Origin of the sequence: Imperialibacter sp. EC-SDR9 (genome assembly GCF_902498805.1) — a bacterium.
Classification (GTDB): domain Bacteria; phylum Bacteroidota; class Bacteroidia; order Cytophagales; family Cyclobacteriaceae; genus Imperialibacter.
The window spans coordinates 140,730-162,784 of record NZ_LR701581.1; the positions used below are offsets into that span (position 1 = coordinate 140,730).

Consider the following 22,055-nt stretch of genomic DNA (forward strand, 5'->3'; position numbering starts at 1 on the left):
TTACCTCATAAAATTATTAAAATTGGATCATCTTTCGCAATTTAAACACATGTCCGAGCTTCATAGTTTTAGAGACCGCCTTTTAAACCTGAATAATGATCATTTTACTGTCCTCGCTCTGGATATTTTTAAATGGCAGGCCCAACACAATCCCGTCTACAAAAAGTATATTTCATACTTAGCTAAAGACCCCAAAAAAATCAGCCGGTTGGAAGACATTCCCTTTCTTCCGATTGAATTTTTCAAGAATCATGCTGTAAAGACAGGCGAATGGGGTTCTTCCCTTATGTTTTCCAGTAGCGGCACCACTGGTTCCGTGCAAAGCTCCCATTACCTCGATGATCCTCTATTCTATAAGAAATTAACGAAGGAAGTATTTGAGTCAACGTATGGAGCACTCTCAAACTTTCATATTGTTGCCTTGCTACCGTCTTACCTTGAAAGAAGTGGATCCTCACTCATCTACATGATTGAGCACTTCATAAAGCTCACCGGCTCGAAGTTCTCAGGATTCTTTTTGAGGGATGACAGTACCCTTTTAAGCGTGATAGAAAAACTCAAACGACAGGATGGTAAAAAGCTGCTAATTGGAGTTACTTTTGCCCTAATTGAGCTGTCTGAAAGGCATCAGCTTGACCTGAGTGACTTTATTGTAATGGAAACCGGAGGCATGAAGGGGAGAGGGAAGGAGCTGACAAGGGCTGAGTTACACGCCATGTTGAGTGAGCGATTAAATGTGGGGCGGATACACTCGGAGTATGGGATGACAGAGTTAATGTCGCAGGCCTATTCGGATGGAGGGGCTGGCTTCGTTTGCCCACGATCGATGAAGGTGATGGTTCGTGATATTAATGATCCGTTTTCGTATTTACAGGAAAAAAGAGCAGGAGGTTTAAATATTATTGATCTTGGAAATATTCACTCTTGCTGCTTTATAGAAACAAAGGATTTGGGCCGAATAACTAACACGAAAGGGGATTTTGAAGTGCTTGGCAGGTTTGATAATTCGGATGTGAGGGGATGCAATTTGCTGATACAATAGCCATTACCTCCAGCTTCGGAACTTAAAGTGTTTTGATATATGTGTAGATATATATATCTTAGAGCTTCTAAGAACCTAAGTAAAGCCGTTTCGTTATGAAAATTAAATTACTGTTGTTTGCTGTAGCTGTTTTCATGCTTGGTGCTTGTACTCAGAAGACGTGTCCTACTTACGCTAAGTCGGACGTGCAGAAAGAAAAGCCTGCTCAAAGGCTTTAATTGGAAAGTACTCGACCTGGTTGGAAATTATTGAAAGAATATATGCGGTTCTTACTAAGTAAGTACCGCATATTTTTTTACATCCATTTCTGATATGGTGCTTGATGACATGATCATCAGCCGCTCCGTCACATTTCTAAGCTCCCTGATATTTCCCGTCCACTCAAATTGCTGAAGTTGCTTAATGGCCGCATCGTCTATTGGTTTTGGTGCCCACCCGTATTCGGCCGAAATGTCTGCAATAAACCTATCGACTAGCAGCGGAATATCGTCTTTGCGGTCTTTTAGCGCAGGCACCTGAATGATGATTACGCTCAGCCTGTGATAGAGGTCTTCTCTAAACTGATTTTCGGCAATAGCCTTTTTCAAGTCCTTATTGGTAGCAGCCACTACTCTTACGTCTACCTTTACCTCCTTCTCGCCACCTACCCGGGTAATTCTATTTTCCTGTAAGGCACGCAGAACTTTGGCCTGGGCCGAAAGGCTCATGTCGCCAATTTCGTCAAGGAATAGCGTGCCTCCGATAGCCTGCTCAAACTTCCCAATCCGTTGCTTTACTGCGGAGGTGAAGGAGCCCTTCTCGTGGCCGAAAAGCTCACTCTCAATTAATTCGGATGGAATGGCTGCACAGTTTACCTCCACCATCGGGCCCGACGAGCGATTGCTTTTTTCGTGAATCCATTTGGCAACCAGTTCTTTGCCTGTGCCATTGGGGCCGGTAATGAGCACTCTTGCATCAGTGGGGGCCACTTTTTCAATCATTGCTTTGACCTCTTCAATTTTCGGCGACTCGCCCACGATATCGTAAGTCTTGCTTATTTTCTTCTTCAGCACTCTGGTTTCATTCACCAGTTCCTTCCGATCCAGCGCATTTCTCAAAGTGACCAGCAGCCTGTTTAGATCCAGCGGTTTTTGAAGGAAGTCGAAAGCTCCTTTCTTGGTCGCTTCCACAGCGCTATCTATCGTGCCATGAGCCGAAATCATAATGAATGGTGCGTCAATTCCCTCCTCCATTGCCTTGTGAAGCAATTCAAGGCCATCCATTTTAGGCATTTTTATATCGCAAAGAACGAGGTCATACGATCCCTGTTTGAGCATTTCGAGGCCTTCTTCACCATCTTTCGCTTCGTCAATTTTGAATTTTTCGTACTCAAGAATTTCCCGGAGGGTAGAGCGAATAGATTTCTCGTCGTCTACTATTAGAATTTTTGCCATAGGTTAAAGAAAATAGGAAAATATGATCCTGTAAGCCGGGTTCTGTGCCTCCCGACAAGTCGGAAGACCCTTATCATTTATCTGGACCTGATGTCGCCACCAGGTTCTATCAATCTACCCACCACAACGAGACCGCCGAAGCAGCCTACAGAGACGAGCAGCCCCTGAATCATGGCATATTTGATCTTTCAATCCGTAAGGTTTACCGTGCCCCCAATGTCACCATTGAAGCGGTGGGCTCTTACCCCACCTTTTCACCTTTTCCCCCAATGCAGAAGCATTGCGGGTAGTTTATTTTCTGTTGCACTTTCTGTAGCACTGTCGTCGCCAACAATGCCCCTTCCTGTTAGGAAGTACGGCGCTCTGCATTGCCCGGACTTTCCTCCCCGCTCAGAATACTTTCTGAACAAGGCGATAAGGCGGATCACATTTTCCTAAATAGTTAAACTTATTTGATAACTAAAAGATACTTCTTAGTTGACGTCTTTGCCTGTAATGGCAAGTTCCCACTCATCGGCTAGTTTGGCTGTTTCGAGTATCATTTCCTTCAATTTCTGTGGAGGTACTGTGTCGTCGAACAAGGTGGTTTCCACCATTAGGAAATCGCCAAGCACCACAAACTTAGAATTGATAAGGTCAACGTTGTGCGCAAGCACTTTGGTATAATCAATTTTTTCGGCGGTGCGACATACTCTGGACAGTATCTGAATGACACTCTTGCCATACTTTTTGTTGTCAATTTTGCCACCACGAACCGATTGGAACCTACCGTCGGGAAGAGGAACGATCACAACTGATCGATTATCGTCATATTCTGAATATTGGCCGTTAATTTCAGAGGCAAGTTCCTCCATCAACTTTCTTACGTCCATAGTATTATGTTTTATTTTAGGCTTAAAAAATGCTAGTTAGTCTTTTAATTTGATAAGTGTAGCGCCATAGCCAAACCTTTGTTTCTGGGCATCCTGAAAGTACAAGATATTTTTCATTTTACTTAGCCTTTTATGGATTTCTTCACGCAGAACACCGTTTCCTACGCCATGAATAAACGTTATCTCGTCTCTGCCAGTTGCGATGGCCGAGTCCAGTTCCTTCTCAAAAACAGCTAGTTGGTAGGAGAGGGCCTGCGAGGTAGGCACCTCTTCTTTTTGCCCTGTTAATTTCTCCATGTGTAAATCTACCTCGTGCGAGCCTGGTTTTTGCTCTGTTTTCGGCACTGGCACCGCTTTGGCAGAAAGCATGCTGTTTTTTATCTCATCAGCGTTAATTTTTGCAGGACTGTCATCCAGCTGATAAACATATCCTTCCTTTGAGGTCATGGGAATAGTACCCTTCTTGTGCATGAAAGCTGCCGCTTTGAACGAGACAACCCTGCTCAGCATTGGCTTACTTTTGTAGATTCCTTTTTGGAAATACATGCAGGAAAACTGCATGTCCGACCAGTTGTCGAAGTTTTGAGAAGACTTGGATGCTATCGCCTGATTCGACTTTGCCTCAAGGTGACCGGCGTGCAATCCTAGCGTAGTGCCTTTCACCAACTCATCTATCTTAAAAACCAGCTCGTAATCTGTGTTGTTGATCAGCCAGACTGTGAAAATATCTCCCTTTGGCTCGAAGCCAAGGTAAATTCCTTTTTCAGCAACTGCCTGAGTCTCCTTAACGAATGATTTTTGGCTGGAAGAACTTTGCTGTGCAGAGCTGTCCCTTTTGAAGTGCTCCGCTTCAGTTTTACTTACCAAAACGACCTCACTCTTAAGCACGGGGAAGGAAAAGCCGTCTTCTATTTCTATTTCATAGGTGTTTTCGTTGACCACCCTGATAATAACTCCCTCCTCAGTTCCTCTCAGAAGCCTTACTTTGTCCCCTATGTTCATACAGTTACTTTAACGCCGCTTGGTAAGTGTCGATGGCTCTTTGTCTGGCAAATTTATGTTCAACAATCGGTTTTATGTAATTTTTGTTGTCATATTCCGGCACCCAGCGGCGGATATATTCTTTGTCGTTGTCAAACTTGTCTGTTTGCGACTCCGGGTTGAACACTCTGAAATACGGTTGAGCGTCGGTGCCTGTGCCCGCCGCCCACTGCCAGCCGCCATTGTTGGAGGCTAGCTCAAAGTCAAGCAGTTTCCTTGCAAACCAGGCTTCTCCCCATCGCCAGTCGATGAGCAAGTGCTTGGTAAGGAAGCTGGCGACTACCATGCGTACTCTGTTGTGCATATACCCCGTGGTGTTTAATTCCCTCATGCCAGCGTCTACTATTGGGTAACCAGTCATTCCCTCACACCATTTCTGAAATTGTTCCTCATCGTTTCTCCACGGAATGAGGTCGTACTTTGGTTTGAAGGCGCTGTGCACCACATGAGGGAAGTTATGCAAGATCATTTGGTAGAACTCCCTCCAAATGAGCTCATTCAACCAGGTTTGATTGAGGTCTGCTGCTTTTTTCACAGCTGCCCGTACGCTGATAGTGCCATGCCGCAGATGAATGCCGAGGCGGGAGGTGCCCTCGATGGCAGGGAAGTCCCTCTTTTTGTCATAAGCGGCAATAATTGACTCATCGAACGTCGACGGTGGAATGACAATAGCGCTCTTTGCAAAGCCCATCTCCTGTAACGTGGGTGTGGGATAAGGGCTGGTTTTATAGAAATTTTCCGCCGAAACGATTGAAGGAAACTCGTCCAACCGTAAGTTGCTCCATTTGGCCAACCATTTGTTTTTATAGGGGGTAAACACCTTATATACGCCACCAGTGTCAGTTAATATTTCCTCCTTTTCAAAAATCACATGGTCTTTGAAGGAGTAAAAACCTATCCCTTTCTCCGTGAGCAGCGAGCGGACTGCGGTGTCCCTTTCGTTGGCATAGGGTTCGTAGTCCCTGTTGGTGTAAACGGCTTTGATGTCATATTCCGTCGTCAGCTGTGAAAATGCTGCTTCCGGTGAAGCGTAAAGGATGCGTAGTGAGCTTCCGTGGTCTTCTAGCTGCTTCTTTAGCTGCAACAGCGTGCTGTGAATAAACGAAACCCTGGCATCCGTCCTTTCTTCAAGCTTTGATAATATCTGTGGATCAAAAATGAAGATGGGAAGAACGGGTAACTTGTCTTTTAGTGCGTAGAAAAGGCCGGTGTTATCGGTGAGTCGGAGGTCACGCCGGAACCAGAAAATATTGACAGCCGGATGCGTTGGCATAAGTTTTTTCTAAACTAACTGCGCAGTGCTCATTTAGTTATTAAAGCTCGGAAAAATTGAAGGGAGAGTGGCCGTTTACATCGTCTTCCTCTTGCTTTATTTTATCCGAATTGAAGTTGAATGAGGTCTTTTGATCTTCTTCCTGCGGGTCAGGTTCTTCCCTGTTTTTAACACGTACGTCCTGCATCAAGTCTTTGAAGTTGTTGAAGCTTCGGATGTATTGGAGGCTGAACCCCGCTTTTGTATTGGTCTGGTTACTTATGTTTTGCGTGAGGCTGTTGACGCTGGTTCTGGAGTACATTTTGGCTCTCAATTTGCCGTCGGGTGTAAGCAGGTACTCAAGGGTCCAGTCGCCCATAATGGCTCCCAGCTCGTTGCGGGTAGTGGTGCTGGTAACGCCCCCATCTCTGGAAACCCGCAGTCGGCCATCCAGGAAGGTGTAGGCAAGCCGAAGTTGGAACGTGTTGTAGGCATCGTTGTCAAGGCTGGCCAGGTCGATGTCGATTTCAAGGTTCTCGTCCACCTGAGAAATCCAATAGCTGAGCTGGTTGGAGACAAATTCACTCACACTACTGCCGATGGAGTTGGTGCCGACGTTGAAGCTATTGATGGGTGAGAAGCGTCGCAGGATAATCAGGCTGAACACCTGGCGTTTCATTTCCTGCTCATCGGTTTTGACCGTATTTTTAAACCCCTGGATGGTTGTGCCCAAAGGATAGCTATTGGCACCAGCGGTTTCAGGATAGCCTGTTATCTGAATATCGAAAGCGATATCTGGTGACATCAGATCCCCATTCAGCTTCATCTGAACGTTCGTGGGGTAACGCCTCTTCAGCTCAGGCGTATTCAACGTGGCGCTGTCGATATTGGTCAGAATTGGGGATAACAAAGCATTTTGCCGGTAGCCTGCAGTAATATCCATCTGGGCTTTGTAGGGATCACCCGACCAGGAGATGCTACTTCCGCTAACGATCTCAAACTCCTTATTGATGATATTGTAAAGGGTGAAATTATATCCCCCTTCCTCGATGTCAAGATCACCAAACATATAGAAATCCCCGTTGGTGTCAATTTGCATGTTGAGCTTGCCATTGCCTCTGCCCCGTATGATATCGCCGGATTTTATGTCGAAGATAAGCTCGCAATATGCGTCCGGCGTGATGTCAAGGTCAAAATCGAGACGAATATTAGAAAACTTCTCTTCGTCGATATCCGATTCCTCATCGGTGACCTTGGTCGTGTCGCTAAAATTCACAAATGAAATGAAGTCCTCAACCTGTACGTCGGAGCTTTCGTCCAGCGGAATGAAAATCCGTGTATTTCTATTTGTGGTAGCTTTGGCGCTAATATTGAGGTTGGATATAGCGCCCAAAAAGTTGATTGAGCCAGTGGCATAAGCGGTGCCGTAGTACAAGGAGTTGTCGGCAGCAGCCGTGTTAAGTACTTGAAAGTTATTCAATTGCCCTTCTAAGTCCAGCACAAAGTCTCTAAAACCATCGTGGAAAATACCTCCATTCAATGAAGCACGATGATCCTGCTCGTCTCGAACGTCAAGGTTTCGGACACCTATTTCGTTATCGTCAAAGAAGATATCCCCATTGAAGCTATATGTAGTGTTGAGGTACTTGATCCTTCCTGCCCCATTGCGTAGCGTCCCGGTCCCCCGGAGGATGGGATAGGTGGGGCTGCCTGAAATCCTGAATTTTCCTGTGGCAGTGCCTTTGATTTCATTAAAGTTTTCCTCGATAAATGGCTCCAGGATATTAATGCTAGCATTGTCAAAGTCGGCAGTGAAGTTGAGCGGGCTTATGCTGTCGAGAGGGGCATAGTAGCCATTGAGCCCAATGATATTTTTGCCTTCCCTTATTACGGTAAGCCTCGATAGTATTTGTTTGGATGCATCGTTCCATGATGATTTACCGGTCAGGTTTCCGACTAAAAATCTATCGACAAAAAAGTTGTCAATTTTAAGGTCGCTTTCAACAATGGAGCCCTCACCGTATTTAATAAGCGTGGCATGCCCGTTTACCACTCCGTCCAGAGGGACAGTTGTGAGCGGGTTGAGGTTAGACAGAGCAAAATTCGTGACCCTTCCTCGTAGCGGAATATTTGTCGAGTCGCTGATATAGCCAGTTAGTTCCACTTCCTGATTGCCCGCCGAAAGCTTCAGGTTTTCAAAGGCAATTGCTTCATCTGTGATAACAATTTGGTTGTTGTCTGAAAACTGCCACTTTCCCTCAAGCACTTGAAGATCAGAAGGGTATACTGTTATAATTGTCCTGTCTGGAAGAAATTGAAGATCCCCATATACCCTGGCGTAGTTGGTGGTATTGAGCTGCTCTACGTTGGTTTGAAAATCAATTTGGTTATTACTCCAGATCGCCTCTATGTAGTTGTTTTGAGTAATATCTCTGTTATTGAGCAGCTGTCGCATCGACGATATGTAAAACATCGATAGCACGTCTGTGCTGTCTGCCGCTTTGCTGGTATTGATGTCTATCTCGTTTCCAATGAAGGAGAATTCCCTGAAGGTTAATGTATCAATGGCGGTGTAAAGTGAAGCAACTGAAGAGATGTTCTTGTTGAAACCAGCTTCAATTTGCGTCCCTTTAGCTATGTAAAAGTCTTTGACGAAAAGGTCAGTCAGCGGGTTTATATCCCTGAGTGTCGCATTAACACGTATTTTGTATGGAGATATTTCTTTTGTGGGCTTGCTGGCGTAGTAGCTTTCAATGTTGTCGCTATTATTCCTGAATGCCAGCTCATATTCATTAAATGTTTCCGATAAATCCGCAAACAGGGTTGTGTAATCAAAGTTGCCTTCAGCGCTTAAACTCAGATGCTCTGAGAGAATATTAAACGAACGTTGTGTTTGGCTTCTTCGTGAAGTGGCGAGGATACTGTCCGCCTTGAACTGTTTTCCATCAACTTCAAGTAGTAGGTTGTGTATAGCGGCACTGCCCGTAATACTATCAATTTCAAGTCCCTGAAAGTCAAGGTCGACTTGCCCCCTGAGAAACACATCGTTGGAAGTAAGCTGCAGAGGGTAGAGAAAGAGTGTGTCAAGCGATGCGTTCGCTTTAAACATATTGACCTGATTTCTGAAGTCAAACGAGCCTTCGACTTGAAGCTTTACGTTGGGGTCGTCGATACTGAGCTTTCCTTCAAAAAAGCTTGCGGCTAGTCGTGCATCAGTTTTGATGTTCACGTAGTCGTAGCCCTTGAGTCCGAGCTTTTGTATGTTGCCTTTCAGGTAAAAATCCGCAGACGAGGGTGTGAGGCCTTTGCCAGAGATACTTCCGGAAAAACTTACTTTCTGGAGAAGTTCGGAGTCACCTGCCAAAGTGCCCAGGTTGAGGTTTCTGACTGTAAGCGAGCCACTGTAAACTGCCTCTTCCGGCGTGCTCGGGAGCTTCAGGTTGACATCGGATTTGGCACTTCCGAGCCTGGAATCAAAATTTCCGTTGGCCACAAAGTCGGTGGGAAAACCAATGAACCTGCCATCGAACCTAATGAAACCGAGGCGATTCAATATGTAATAGTCTTCACTATCCATGTAGATGCCAAGGTCGTTGGCCAGTAGCGTCGATTTATCAAGTCGGAGGTCAATAAAGGTTTCCATAAAGTTGGGCAAGCCATTGAAGCTGGCATTGCCAAAGAGCTGACTATTGTCGCCGAAAAACAGACTAAACTTCTTCAAGCTAAAATTGGTAACTCCTCCGCTGAAGTCGCCTGATATGGAATAGGTATCATCGTACTTTTCGAGGTAGGGCGAAAAGTGTCGCAGGTCCCGGTTGCTTATTGTCGTGCTGTCGAAATGAGCAACGATGTTGACGCTATCAACAAAATAGGTGAGATTGGAAGGGTTGGAAAACTCAAACTTGACATAGTCCCGTAAATGGCTGTGTTGGGTATGCAGGTCTAAGTCAGAGAGCTCCATTGTTTGATAGGTGAGCAGAAAGTTGGTTTGTAGGCTATTAACGTTAAGCTTTTTACTTCTCTCACCGGCAGCCAGCTTGTCTACCCTGAATTTGACAGTATCCAGCCGTTGGTAGAAGTTGCTAAGGTCGCTGAATATGCTGTCGATGGTAAACTGGTAGTAGTTGAAGCCCACCTCAATGCTATCCTTTCTCATGTCATTGAGAGAGAACCGGCTTTTCTCCAGTTTGATCCGGCTCACACTTATCGGACGTGGCAGCGAAGTTCGGGCAGTGGTGTCTTTGGGCCGTAATTGGCTGATGAGAAAGGAGATGTTGTCGAGTTGGTTGTCGGCGAACTTTACCAGCCGTACATCGGCTCCGGTTATTCGGGCGGCGTCAAAATGTAGCTGACTGGGACGTAGTAAATCAAGAAGGCTAAAATCGACCAACAACCTATTTATGGTAATCATGCTGGTATCCTGGAGATCCTTTACTTCCAGGCTATCAAGGGTAATTTCATCAAACCAGTTGACATCCACTTTTGCAATGGTAACTTTGTGCCCTGTTTGTTCATAGAAGGATTTGGAGGCGTAGGAAACCAGCCATGTTTGAACAGCCGATGATTGCAGCGTGATAAACAAGCCAATCAGCAAAAGTAAAATGGTAAGTGAAAACCAGTAGAAGGCTTTCCCAATACCATAGAAAATGACAGATGTTTTAGTTTTATAGTTCAAATCAACTGTATGTCCCCGACCATCTTAGCGATCGAATCTTCGTGCGATGAGACTTCTGCCGCTGTGATCAGGAACGGTAAAATTCTTAATAATATTATTGCTACGCAATCTGTTCACCAACGATATGGTGGTGTGGTACCAGAACTGGCCTCCAGAGCACACCAGAAGCATATTGTGCCTGTAGTAGATCAGGCTTTGAAAGAAGCAGGTATTGATAAACACCAACTTGATGCCGTTGCGTTCACGCAAGGGCCTGGATTATTGGGTGCTTTGCTTGTGGGTAGCTCCTTTGCTAAAGCAATGGCTTGGGGGTTAGGGGTGCCTCTGATAGCCGTTAACCATATGCAGGCACATATCCTGGCGCATTTTATTGAAGACCCAAAACCGGCGTTTCCGTTTCTATGCCTTACAGTAAGCGGCGGGCACACACAGATAGTGCTGGTGGAGTCACCGATGCGCATGCAGGTGATAGGCGAAACGCAGGACGATGCAGTAGGGGAGGCGTTTGACAAAGCGGCCAAAATGCTGGAGCTGCCCTATCCCGGTGGCCCGTTTATCGATAAGTTGGCGCAAAAAGGCAATCCGGAGGCCTTTCAATTTCCGCTCTCAGAAATGCAAGGCTTGAACTATTCCTTCAGCGGCATAAAAACGGCCATCCTCTACTTCCTGAGAGACCAAACAAAGACCGACCCGACATTTGTTGAAAACAATATCAACGACATTTGCGCCAGTGTCCAGCACACTTTGATCCACATGCTTTTGCAGAAGCTGAAGAAGGCCGCAAAGCAAACAGGGATAAGCCAAATTGCCATTGCCGGAGGTGTGGCAGCTAACTCAGGACTTCGACAAGCACTTGAAAATCAACGTGCTGAGCTGGGTTGGGAGGTGTATATTCCCAAGTTTGAGTATTGTACCGACAATGCTGCAATGATTGCCATGACAGCCCATTTCAAATACCTTGAAAAGGACTTTTCATCGATGGATGTTGCCCCAATGCCTAGGATGAAATTTTAATTTTATGCTATTTTAGTTTTTATAAAAACGCTCAGTTAAATATTGAATGGCAAAGGACGATAAGCGATTTTCAAACTCAGTAAATATCAAAAACAAGAAGGCCCGTTTTGAGTTTGAGTTTATTGATACGCTCGTGGCGGGTATTGTGCTGAAGGGAACAGAGATAAAATCCATCAGGGAAGGGAAGGCCAGTTTGCAGGAAGCTTATTGTTACTTCAATAGGGGAGAGATTTTTATCAAGGCGATGAATATTACCCCATATGCCGAAGCCACCCATTTCAACCATGATCCTGTGAGAGAGCGAAAGCTCTTGATAAAAAAGAGGGACATCGAGAAGTGGCAATCAAAAATGGAAGAAAAGGGCCTTACCATAGTGCCGGTGAGGCTTTTTATGACTGACAAAGGACTAGCTAAAATGGAAATAGCCCTCGCCAAGGGTAAGAAAATTCATGACAAACGAGATAGTATCAAAGAAAGAGATAGTAAGCGAGAGCTAGACCGACTTAGACTGTAAACCTTATGACTGAGACCGAAAAGGGAATTTGTAGATTATGCCTTGTGCCGGTTATGTGCGAACCTTCCTTTCACTCGCTTCAACTAAGCGAGCTTCTTTTTGGGGAGCATTATGAGGTTTTGGAGACAAATGAAGACGGAAAGTGGATAAAGATTAAAATCCATTTTGACGGAACGGTAGGATGGATTTTGAAGATCCATTTTTATGGAATAACACAAGAGTATTTTGAGCAGATCAATCATTCGGACTACAAGGTTTGCACTGATCTGACCGCAAATATTTTTTTCAAGAAACACTACCTTAATATTCTTATAGGCAGTGTGCTGCCGATATCCACCAATGAGTTGTTCAAAATAGAAGAGCAGTTGGCTTTCAATGGCAACTCAAAGAGTCTCGGTCAGCGCCGTGACTACGGTTTTCTTCGTGAGACGCTTCAGAAGTACATGTACTCGCCCTACCGGGCAGGCGCCAGAACACCCTATGGCATCGACGATATTGGCCTTGTGCAGCAGGTGTATCGCATGGTGGGCTATCCGGTACCAAGAAACCTGAAGCAACTTGCGTCGGTCGGGGATCAGGTTGATTCTGTGGGGGCGTCGAAACCCGGGGATCTGTTGGTCTGGCATGAGAAGGACGAAGTAAAGGCTGGCATCAACATAGGAGAAGAACAGGCGGTGATAGTGACTGATTCGGTGAAGATTGTTAATATTGATGACAAGGGTCTGGTCAATGAAATGAGAGATGGGAAGCTAGTGGCGGTGAGGAGGATCCTCAAAATGTAGAAGAGGCATGAGCTTAAAGAGGAACGTGTTGGTTCTTAATCAGGACTATTCTCCCTTAACTGTTTGTTCGGTGGAGAGAGCATTTCTTCTTGTCTTTTTGAATAAGGCTGAAATGATTTCGCCTGTTCCCAACGTTTTTCTGCATACTGTGGACACTTCTTATCAGGCCCCATCGGTCATCAAAGTGTCAAGGTATATCAGTGTCCCCTACAAAGGAGTTATCCTGTCTCGCCAAAACGTTTTCCGGCGTGACAACCACGAATGCCAGTACTGCGGTACCAACAGAGACCTTACCCTTGATCATCTTGTTCCCCGCTCGAAAGGGGGCACCTCCAGCTGGAAAAACCTTGTTACTGCCTGCAAACATTGCAATGCCAAGAAAGGCGATTATGCGCCCGGTGAAGTTGGGATGAAACTTAGAAAAGAGCCCTTCAAACCATCTTACATTATGTTTTTGAAAACTTCCAATGGTAGCGTGTTCGACGAGTGGCGACCTTTTTTGCAACTCAAGTCGGAGGCGCTATAAGTCTCTCCATTTCCTTCTCTATGCCTTCCTGACGATCCAGCTATCTTTTGTGGCTGCTCTTTTGTTATCTCCATTTTTAGGGCTGTACCGCAGAATACAAAGGCTTTTGGTGAGCCTGCAACTGTGTTTTAAGGCCGACCGACGTGACCGGAAAAATAAATTCATGATTTTTTTAAGTGAGCTGACCCAATTTCACTCCTTTTCCTGTAGTAGGGGGTGAAGGGAATTTGATCACATAAAAAGACCATGTAATATGAAAGTAAAACAGTTAGTCGGAATGCTCACCTGTTTGGTGATGTTAGTGTTTGCAATAAGTTGTGGGGACGATGAACCATCACCCTCGAAGTTCAAGCTGGAAGCGGATATTGATTTTAGTCCGGAAAACCCGGCTGTGAATGAAGAAATTGCCCTAGATGCAAGTGGTTCCGTAGATGCGGATGCGATTGGCTTCACTGCCGAGTGGACGCTGCTGTCGCAGCCTGGTGGCAGCACCACCAAAATAACCAACGCCGATGCCATTATTGCTTCTTTGATCCCTGACGTGGAGGGGGACTATGAAGTCCAGTTGAAAATTTCGAATGCTGATGAAGGCGTAGGCGATACCAAGACGGTGACTATAAATGCTCTGGCACCTGGTTATGTGGAGCTTAGCGGATTTATAGACAGCGACATGACGCTTGAAAACATCAATCTTGACCCTGCACTTATTGATTATTTGGTAACAGGAGATGTGTCGGTGCTTGCTGTTCTCACCGTAGAGCCAGGGGTCGTTATTCATTTCCAGGAAGATAAAATGATGAAGATTGAGCAGGGTGGCACTTTGCTGGCAGCAGGTACCGAAGCCGACTCCATCATTTTTACAACAGCCAACGAAGAGGCTGATCTGTTTTGGAAGGGGCTTTATATACAGTCAGCCAGTGCGCAAAACATACTTAAGTACGCCGAAGTTTCATACGCTGGCAACACAGCAATGGATTTTAACGGAGCTGACTATAAGGCTGGTGTAGGTGTAAATGGAGGCGGAAATATCAAGATTGAAAATAGCCTGTTTGCCAGCAATAAAGGATATGCAGTTTATCTCGACGACGACGGAGGGAAACTGAATACCTTTAAGGACAACCTCTTTGTTGACAATGAAAACGGCATGGCCGTGTGGGCTGAAACGGCAGCAAGTGTTGACAATACCACCACGTTTACCAATTCAACAAATGCTGATGTTGAAATTTTTTCCTCTTCAATTGCCGAAGCGACAGAAATAACTTGGAAAGCATTGAGCGATGACGCTCGTTATACTGTTTCGGGAGATATCGATGTGAACGGGGTGCTTACTATTGCTCCGGGAGCTAAATTCGGTTTGGATGAGGATGTGATGATCAGAGTAGACGGCGCATTCATTGCTGCCGGCACAGCAGAGAGTCCGATTGAGTTCACAACCTCCGATGCCGCCTCCGCACTTCGCTGGAAAGGTATTTATGTGAACTCAGCCGATGGCAGAAACATATTGAACCATGTCACGCTTTCATATGCTGGAAATTCAGAGATGAATTTCTCTGGAGAAGACTTCTCCGCCGGTGTTGGTATTGAGCTCGGCGCAAAAATGGCGTTTAAGAACAGTACTTTCTCAAACAACAAAGGCTATGGCGTGTATGCCGACGATGCCGGTGGCCAGATTGGTGCTTTTGAAAACAACACACTCACTTTGAATGACAGGGCGGTTGGCTTGCCAGCTGACCAGGCTGAAATGATAGACGGTGCTTCTGTTTTTACAGACAATGCCAATGCTGATGTTGAAATTTTTGAGTCGGATTTTTCGGAATCCAAAACGTCGACATGGAAAAAACTTAGTGGAGGTGCTGCCTACAGATTGTCGGGCGACATGGATGTAAACGGTAAGCTCACTATTGCCGCCGGAGCTATTGTGAACTTTGATGAAAATGCCCTTGTAAGGGTATTTGGATCACTAACTGCCGTGGGTACTGCCACTGACCGCATTGTATTTACGACATCAAACCCGGGAGGCGAGCTCTACTGGAAGGGCATTTACATCAGCTCTGCCAGTAGCCTCAATAATTTTGATTTTACCGATTTTTCGTTCGCCGGTAATTCTCCCATCGATTTCTCGGGAGCCGATTTTGCAGCTGCCATTGGCGTGGACATCACCGGCAAGGTATCGGTGACCAACTCTACGTTTACCAACAATAAAGACTATGGAATCTATGCCGATGAGTCGGGCGGGCAGATAGGTAGTTTTGGAACCAACAGCTTTTCTGACAACAAAAGGGGTGTAGGTATTCCAGCCGATGAACTTGATGCCATGGATGGAGCAAGCACCTTCACCAACAACTCATTTGCTGACGTGGAAGTGTTTGGAAGCGACCTGGCCCAGGACAAAGTGGTCACCTGGAAGTCGTTGACCACCGGCGCTTCTTACAGAATTACCGGAAATATCAGGGTGTACGGAAAAGTTACTGTGGAGGCAGGCGCTTCTTTCAAAATGGACGAAGACGTGCAGATTCTGGTGGATGGCGCATTTACGGCAAAAGGAACTTCCACTAACATGATCACTTTCACCTCGTCAAATATCGATGGCGGGCTACACTGGAAGGGGTTTTATTTTTCGTCAACGGATGCCAGCAACGAGTTTGATTTTTGCAACATCGCTTACGGGGGAAACTCACCACATGACTTTAACGGGGCCGATTTCCCAGCCAATATTGCCGTGAATTCAGACGGAAAAGTGACGGTAACGAACTCCACCATTTCCAACAGCAGTGGCTACGGCATCTATTCTAAAGGTGTAACCAATGACTTTTCCGGAGCGGCAGCTGGCAACACTTTCACTGGTAATGCGAGTGGAAATAATCAGGAATAGGTAAAAACCAATCGATAAACACAGGCAGCTGAATTTCTTGTAAAGGCCCGATCCAAAAGGATCGGGTTTTTTATGCTTCCGCCCGTAGATTAAATACGGAATATTCTATTTATTCTTTATAGCTTTATACTTTGACAGAGTTTATAGGCATCTAAATTTATTATTTCAAACGATGGGTGAAGCGGAGCTGGTGAAACTGATAGACAGGATCAATAAAGGTGACCAAAAAGCGCTTGATGAACTCTTTCCCGTTGTTTACGATGAGCTTCGGAAAAATGCCCACCATTTGAGGTTCAAGTTTCGGCAACAAGAAACACTGAACACCACTGCACTTGTACACGAAGCATATTTGAAACTCTCGAAAGCTGACCTGAGCAAGCTTCAAAGCAAAGAGCACTTTTACAATCTTGCTGCAAAAGCCATTCGTCAAATTTTGGTAAACGCTTGCCTGAAAAAGCAAACTGACAAGCGAGGAAATCAGCCCAGTCATTTGAAAATTGATGACCTCGAAGAACACCTAAATTTTACTGAAGAAACAGGAACGGCTATTTTGAAAATACATGAAGCTTTGGAAGTGCTTGAGAAAAGGGAGCCTACCTATGGGAAAATTGTCGAATGCCGTTTTTTTGCTGGACTTTCCATCGATGAAACAGCAAAAATATTGGGTACTAGCCCTTCCACAGTCAAGCGGTCGTGGAGCATGGCCAAGACCTGGCTTCACATGCAGCTTTCACCATCAGCAGCCTAATCTCTAAGTCTACGCTATGGAGCAATATTCCCAGGAGGAATGGATTGATTTTTTAACAAAAATGAACCTCACAGCCGAGGCATTGCCTGGTTTACTGGGGCATCAGGGTGACGCTGAGTCATTTTTTGAAGTGTTGCAAGATAACCTTTCAAAAGAGCTTTCCGACAGCCTGGAAATAAGGTTGCCAGTGGGTTATGCCATTGGCAAGTACCAGGTGGTGGAAGAGGCTGGCGTGGGTGGTATGGCAGTAGTTTACAAAGCTAAAAGAGCTGACAACCTGTTTGATCAGCAAGTGGCAATAAAGGTGCTTTCGCCACTGCTCAACACTGACAAATACGAACAATACTTTAAAGCGGAACGGCAACTACTGGCTTCGCTAAATCACCCCAACATAGCAAGGATTTTTGACGGAGGGCTTACCGGTGATCAGACTCCTTATCTGGTCATGGAGTATGTGGATGGCTTGCCTATTAATCAATACTGTAAACAGCATCGGTTAAGCATTTCCGAGACGCTTAACCGCATTATGATTCCGGTCTGTCGTGCGGTAATTCATGCCCACAACAACTTCATCCTGCATAGAGATATTAAACCTTCTAATGTTCTCATTACCGATGACGGACAGGTCAAACTGCTCGACTTTGGCATAAGCAAGCTCTTTGATGACCAATTGGAGGAAGATACTTCTTTTGGAGGAACCTTGAAATACGCTTCTCCCGAGCAACTTTCGCACAGGGCGTTGTCCGTTCAGTCCGATATTTATCAGTTGGGCGTGCTTTTGTATGAGTTGCTCACAGGACGGATGCCGTTTGACGGTAACGAGAGAGACAAGGTAATAGCTATGATACGTAGTGGGCAGTTTCAGGCCCCAATGACCCTTAACCCGGCCATTAAGACAGACCTGAATGCAATTATTACAAAGTGCATGGCTGTTGATGCAGGGCAGAGGTATCAGACAGTGACGGATTTAGTCGCTGATCTTCAGAATTATCTTCACCATTTCCCGGTGTCCGCCAGAGAGGCGAGCTGGGGTTATTCCTCCCGCCTGTTTTTAAGGCGCAACACACTTGCCTCGGCACTTGTAGCAGTCATTGTGGTGGTATCAATGGGCGCTGCTATCATTACTCAAATTCAGAAGCGAGCACTGGAAAGGGAGCAGCAAAAGGTGATAGCTTCCAACGAGTTTCTGACTAAAATATTCGAGGCAAATGACCCAGGGGTGGTGCAGGGAGAAGAGGTGACGGCCGCTGCCTTGCTCCGAAATAGCGAGAAGGAAATCAATAATATCAGTGATCCTGAGATCAAAGCCTCGGCACAGGTGCAGCTGGGTAGTTTATACAAAAGGCTGGGCTTGTGGAAGGAGTCGGGATCTTTTTTCTTCGATGCCCTCCAATATTATCGGGAACACAATGGAAGTGCGCTTGAAATTGGCAGGCTATACAATGAGATTTCTGGCTACTACCGGGACATGTCGGAGTACGATAAGGCTGATTCAACCATTCAGTTGGCGATCAGCCATCTTGAACGGGAAAAAGAGGTCAATCCATTGGCATTGGCAATGTCTTACAAAGACCATGGGTATGTTCTGTACCTGAAAGGCAAATATGAGCAAGGGGAGGGTGAAGTGCGAAAGGCAATTGCTCTCATTGAAGATGCCATTGCATCGGGACATAGCGAAGGAATGGGAAGCCCAAAAAAGGAAATTCAATTAGGGTTTGCCTACAACTATCTCAGCAGCAACCTTAGGGAGCAGTCAAAATATGAAGAGGCACTTGAAGTGAGTTTGTCTGCGGTGAAGCTGGGAGAGAAATTTGAGGGTGAAGATGTTACCCTGAAGCTTATTGCTTTAAACAACCTCTCATTAGTATATAGCCGACTTCATAATTTTGAAAAACAGGTGCAGATACTCCGGGACTTGCTGGATGAGAACTTTCGAATTTATGGGCCTGATCATCCAAGTACGCTTAGTTCCTATGCGAATTTGGGCTCTGCCTACTACAAGCTGAAAGACTATGCTAAGTCAGACTCTTTGCAGCTTCTGGCTTACGAAGCCTACCTGGCAAAATTTGGCCCCTTTCACAATTACACAGTAAGCGTGTTGTACAATCTCGGAAATTCAAAATTTGGACAGCGGGACTTTGGGAATGCGCTGAGCTACTATGAAAAGGTGCTTGCGGCGGATGTCAATAATTTTGGCGACGAGCATCCTTATGTAGCAGGTGACTATGTGAGCATGGGAATGACTTGGCAGGCAATGCAGAAGTTTGATGAGGCTGAGCGAAGTTACCAGAAGGCATTCAACATTTATCTCGACAAGCTGGGGGAGAAGAGCAGAAAAGTAATCGATGTTTATTCGAACTTTGGGGACTTGTATGGCGAGTTGAACGACATGGAAAAGGCCGAACTCAATTATGCAAAGGCCATTGAACTAAGTAAGGAAGTATTAGGGGAAGATCACCCGTACCATCAGAAGTTGAAAGATGAATGGGCTGCTATCCAGTCTAAGCAGTAGCAGCCAGGTGTTTCACCTTCCTTCGTCATAATTCAATTTTGAAAACTGTCTTTTTTCCAACCTCCGATTCCACGCCCAGTGTGCCTCCGTGCATGTGAATGATTTGCCTCGACAGGCTGAGGCCTATGCCAGACCCCGTTGGCTTAGTGGTGTAAAACGGAATGAAAATATTGTCGATGGCTTCCGGAATAATGCCAGGCCCATTGTCTTCCACTTCTATAATGGGGCGTAGCTGATCGCTCATATATCCTCTCACCGTGACCTTTGCATCTGGTTGGTCTATTAATACCTCAATAGCATTTTTCACAAGGTTGATGAGTACCATTTCCAGCAGTTCGTCGTCCGCAATGATGGTCATTTCATCGTCCTCAAGTTCTGTGGCAAGGGTCACTTGGCTTGCCTTTGTTTCTGCCAAATACAGATTTTCGATCCTGGCCAGCAGTGTCGCTAGTTTCACGGGCTTCAGTGCCGGTTTTGGAATCTGGGTGAAGTCCCGGTAGGCATGGACAAACTTTTTCAGGGCGTGACTCCTGTTCTCTATTGCCTGAAGAGCCTCGTTAATGTCGCTGATTGTTTCCTTCGACATTTGCTCCTCGTTGTCGGCATGGGTTTCCTCTTCAAACATGTCTTTTAGCGTCGACACCAAAGAAGAAATTGGCGTCACCGAATTCATGATCTCATGCCTGAGTACCTTGGTCAGGTTTTGCCAGGCCTCCAGTTCATTTTGCTGCAGCTCCGAGCGAATATTTTGCAGAGAAACGAGTGTGAGCTCTCGTCCTCTTATTCTCAATCGGGAAGTGTGAATGGCCAGGTGAACGAGTTCATTTTTTCGGTAGAGGGTATTGCCCCCTGTGGGAATTGATTTTAACAGGATGTAAAGCTCCGGGTCTGTGCCCGAAAGCTCATTTAGCTCCGCCAGGTTATCAAGTGACAGCAGTTTTTTTGCCATGTGATTAATGAGCCCCACTTCGCCGGTATCGTCGTAACTTAAAATACCCACCTGCACGTTCTTTACCAGGGTGTCCAGAAATTGAAGGTTTTCCTCATTTTCTTTTCTCGTATGCCTGAAAGCATCGAGTACTTCTTTCATAGAATGATTGAGCTGCCTAAATGACTTTCCAACCTTATTGTCAGCGTCAAAGCCAATAATGAAGTCGTCGTATTTAATGGCTTCAATGAAACGGGTCAGCTTACGGTTGGTGTTTTCGACGTAGTGAAACAGGCTGAAAAGAGAGAAAATTCCCACACTGAAGATAATAGTGGCACTCACGTATTTGTTGCTTTCGATTAGCCAAATGAAAGCCATTGTCAATAGCCCGATAAAAGCTACCCGAAGAAATATTTGAAATCGGAAGCTGCTAAAAATCATACTTCTCCATTCGTCGGTAAAGCGAAGAGCGGGTCAGCCCCAGCTCCTGAGCAGCCTGGGTAATATTGCCATTGTGGCGTTTGAGTGCTTTGCGGATCAGAATTCGCTCCATCTCTTCGATGTTGTAGGCGTCCAGATTTACTGCAGTTTCATCAGTTTCTTTACCTCCCTGGTTCAGAAAGAAATCGTCGGCTTCGAGCACCATGCTGCGGCTCATGATAACGGCCCGCTCCACCGCATGCTCCAGCTCCCTTACGTTTCCGGGCCATGTGTACTTCTGCATTCTTTTTATTACCGAAGGACTTAGTGACCGGATGGGCTTGTTGTACTTTTTCGTAAACTGCCCGAGGTAATGTTCTGCAAGCAAAGGAATATCGTCAAGGCGATCTCTCAATGGCGGGATGTTGATTTCAATGGTGTTGATCCGGTAGAGTAAGTCCTGACGGAATTCGCTCTTTTTCACCATGTCGTACAAGTACATGTTGGTGGCGCAAATGAGGCGGATGTCAATAGGCCTGGGTTTGTTGGAGCCAACCCTGGTAACCTGCCTCGACTGTAGCACTGAGAGTAGCTTGGCCTGGAGTGGTGTCGACAGGTTGCCAATTTCATCGAGAAACAAAGTGCCACCAGAAGCTGTTTCGAAGCGTCCTGCACGGTCTTCTTTCGCATCGGTAAACGAACCTTTTGTATGTCCAAATAGCTCGCTTTCGAATAGTGTTTCGCTCACCGCCCCCAAGTCGACGCTGAGAAACACTTCAGAAGTTCGTTTCGAATGGCGGTGGATAGCCCGTGCCACCAGCTCCTTGCCTGTGCCATTTTCACCAAGTATCAGCACATTGGCGTCTGTTCCCGCCACCATCTCAATGGTGTCGAACACTTTCATAATGGCATCGCTTCTGCCAATAATCTCCTGGTACTTAGTATCCAGGTCCTCGTTAATCTGTTTTTGTCTGTCTTTGAGTTTGTTGGTCTCCAGCCTCGACTCACGCAGCCTCATGCAGGAAGAAACTGTGGCCAGCAACTTCTCGTTTTCCCATGGCTTTAGCACAAAGTCGGTGGCTCCTTCCTTGATGGCTTTTACCGCTACTTCCACATCGCCATAGGCGGTAATCAGTATCACAACTGCCGATGGATCCATTTCTAGGATTTTGTCGAGCCAGAAAAAGCCTTCGTGTCCCGAGCTAACATCTTTCGTGAAATTCATGTCCAGGAGAATGACATCGAATGTTTCATTCATCAAAATATTGGGAAGCGACTCGGGGTTTTTCTCTGTCACCACCTCCAGGAAATGTCGCTTCAGAAATATTTTGGCGGCGCTCAGCACGTCCGGGTTGTCGTCAACAATAAGAATTCTCCCTGCCTGGTTACTCTTTCTCATTTATACATAGCTTTTGCCCACTCCA

General features: G+C 45.8%; 16 protein-coding genes and 1 other RNA gene. 9 read left to right on the forward strand and 8 right to left on the reverse strand.

The features are described from left to right. Positions 1-49 precede the first annotated feature (49 nt). On the forward strand, positions 50-1,042 hold the full coding sequence (locus tag GC130_RS11050; RefSeq protein ID WP_151998362.1) for an acyl transferase: 993 nt from the start codon (positions 50-52) through the stop codon (positions 1,040-1,042). A gap of 95 nt (positions 1,043-1,137) precedes the next feature. Beyond that, the gene (locus tag GC130_RS29080; RefSeq protein WP_255471521.1) at positions 1,138-1,260 is read left to right on the forward strand and encodes a hypothetical protein; all 123 of its coding nucleotides are present in this window, start codon (positions 1,138-1,140) and stop codon (positions 1,258-1,260) included. A 54-nt stretch (positions 1,261-1,314) separates the two neighbouring features. On the opposite strand, the gene GC130_RS11055 is transcribed toward GC130_RS29080, so the two are convergent. From GC130_RS11055 to GC130_RS11080, 6 genes are all read right to left on the reverse strand, one after another. Further along, positions 1,315-2,475 (reverse strand): sigma-54 dependent transcriptional regulator, encoded by a 1,161-nt coding sequence (locus GC130_RS11055; RefSeq protein ID WP_151998363.1) that lies wholly within the window; start codon positions 2,473-2,475, stop codon positions 1,315-1,317. A gap of 15 nt (positions 2,476-2,490) precedes the next feature. After that, positions 2,491-2,906, reverse strand: an RNA gene (gene rnpB / locus GC130_RS11060) — RNase P RNA component class A. A 42-nt stretch (positions 2,907-2,948) separates the two neighbouring features. Next, the gene (locus GC130_RS11065) at positions 2,949-3,347 is read right to left on the reverse strand and encodes a hypothetical protein (RefSeq protein WP_151998364.1); all 399 of its coding nucleotides are present in this window, start codon (positions 3,345-3,347) and stop codon (positions 2,949-2,951) included. A 36-nt stretch (positions 3,348-3,383) separates the two neighbouring features. Then, on the reverse strand, positions 3,384-4,349 hold the full coding sequence (locus GC130_RS11070) for a Smr/MutS family protein (RefSeq protein ID WP_151998365.1): 966 nt from the start codon (positions 4,347-4,349) through the stop codon (positions 3,384-3,386). A 4-nt stretch (positions 4,350-4,353) separates the two neighbouring features. Beyond that, positions 4,354-5,661 (reverse strand): deoxyribodipyrimidine photo-lyase, encoded by a 1,308-nt coding sequence (locus GC130_RS11075; protein ID WP_151998366.1) that lies wholly within the window; start codon positions 5,659-5,661, stop codon positions 4,354-4,356. A 40-nt stretch (positions 5,662-5,701) separates the two neighbouring features. Then, positions 5,702-10,315, reverse strand: coding sequence for a translocation/assembly module TamB domain-containing protein (locus GC130_RS11080; protein WP_151998367.1), 4,614 nt, complete (start codon positions 10,313-10,315; stop codon positions 5,702-5,704). Between the two features lie 9 nt (positions 10,316-10,324). Here GC130_RS11080 and tsaD point away from each other — a divergent pair, with 9 nt between their 5' ends. From tsaD to GC130_RS11115, 7 genes are all read left to right on the forward strand, one after another. Then, entirely contained in the window at positions 10,325-11,329 is a 1,005-nt protein-coding gene (gene tsaD, locus GC130_RS11085) for a tRNA (adenosine(37)-N6)-threonylcarbamoyltransferase complex transferase subunit TsaD (protein WP_151998368.1), read from the forward strand. A 46-nt stretch (positions 11,330-11,375) separates the two neighbouring features. Then, positions 11,376-11,843, forward strand: a complete 468-nt coding sequence (gene smpB / locus GC130_RS11090; protein WP_151998369.1) for an SsrA-binding protein SmpB — start codon at positions 11,376-11,378, stop codon at positions 11,841-11,843. A gap of 5 nt (positions 11,844-11,848) precedes the next feature. Beyond that, entirely contained in the window at positions 11,849-12,625 is a 777-nt protein-coding gene (locus GC130_RS11095; protein WP_151998370.1) for an NlpC/P60 family protein, read from the forward strand. A gap of 7 nt (positions 12,626-12,632) precedes the next feature. After that, on the forward strand, positions 12,633-13,151 hold the full coding sequence (locus tag GC130_RS11100) for an HNH endonuclease (protein ID WP_151998371.1): 519 nt from the start codon (positions 12,633-12,635) through the stop codon (positions 13,149-13,151). Positions 13,152-13,404: 253 nt separating this feature from the next. After that, a complete protein-coding gene (locus GC130_RS11105) occupies positions 13,405-16,023 on the forward strand; it encodes a right-handed parallel beta-helix repeat-containing protein (RefSeq protein ID WP_151998372.1) in 2,619 nt (872 codons plus the stop codon). Positions 16,024-16,195: 172 nt separating this feature from the next. Beyond that, positions 16,196-16,771 (forward strand): ECF-type sigma factor, encoded by a 576-nt coding sequence (locus GC130_RS11110; protein ID WP_151998373.1) that lies wholly within the window; start codon positions 16,196-16,198, stop codon positions 16,769-16,771. A gap of 16 nt (positions 16,772-16,787) precedes the next feature. Continuing rightward, complete coding sequence (locus tag GC130_RS11115) at positions 16,788-19,283, forward strand: serine/threonine-protein kinase (protein WP_151998374.1); 2,496 nt, start codon at positions 16,788-16,790, stop codon at positions 19,281-19,283. 25 nt (positions 19,284-19,308) lie between these two features. Here GC130_RS11115 and GC130_RS11120 read toward each other — a convergent pair whose 3' ends face one another. Both GC130_RS11120 and GC130_RS11125 read right to left on the reverse strand, forming a co-directional pair. Continuing rightward, complete coding sequence (locus GC130_RS11120; RefSeq protein WP_193217833.1) at positions 19,309-20,589, reverse strand: PAS domain-containing sensor histidine kinase; 1,281 nt, start codon at positions 20,587-20,589, stop codon at positions 19,309-19,311. A 52-nt stretch (positions 20,590-20,641) separates the two neighbouring features. Further along, positions 20,642-22,030 carry a sigma-54 dependent transcriptional regulator gene (locus GC130_RS11125; RefSeq protein WP_151998376.1) on the reverse strand — a complete coding sequence of 463 codons (1,389 nt, stop codon included), beginning with the start codon at positions 22,028-22,030 and terminating at the stop codon, positions 20,642-20,644. Positions 22,031-22,055: the final 25 nt, after the last annotated feature.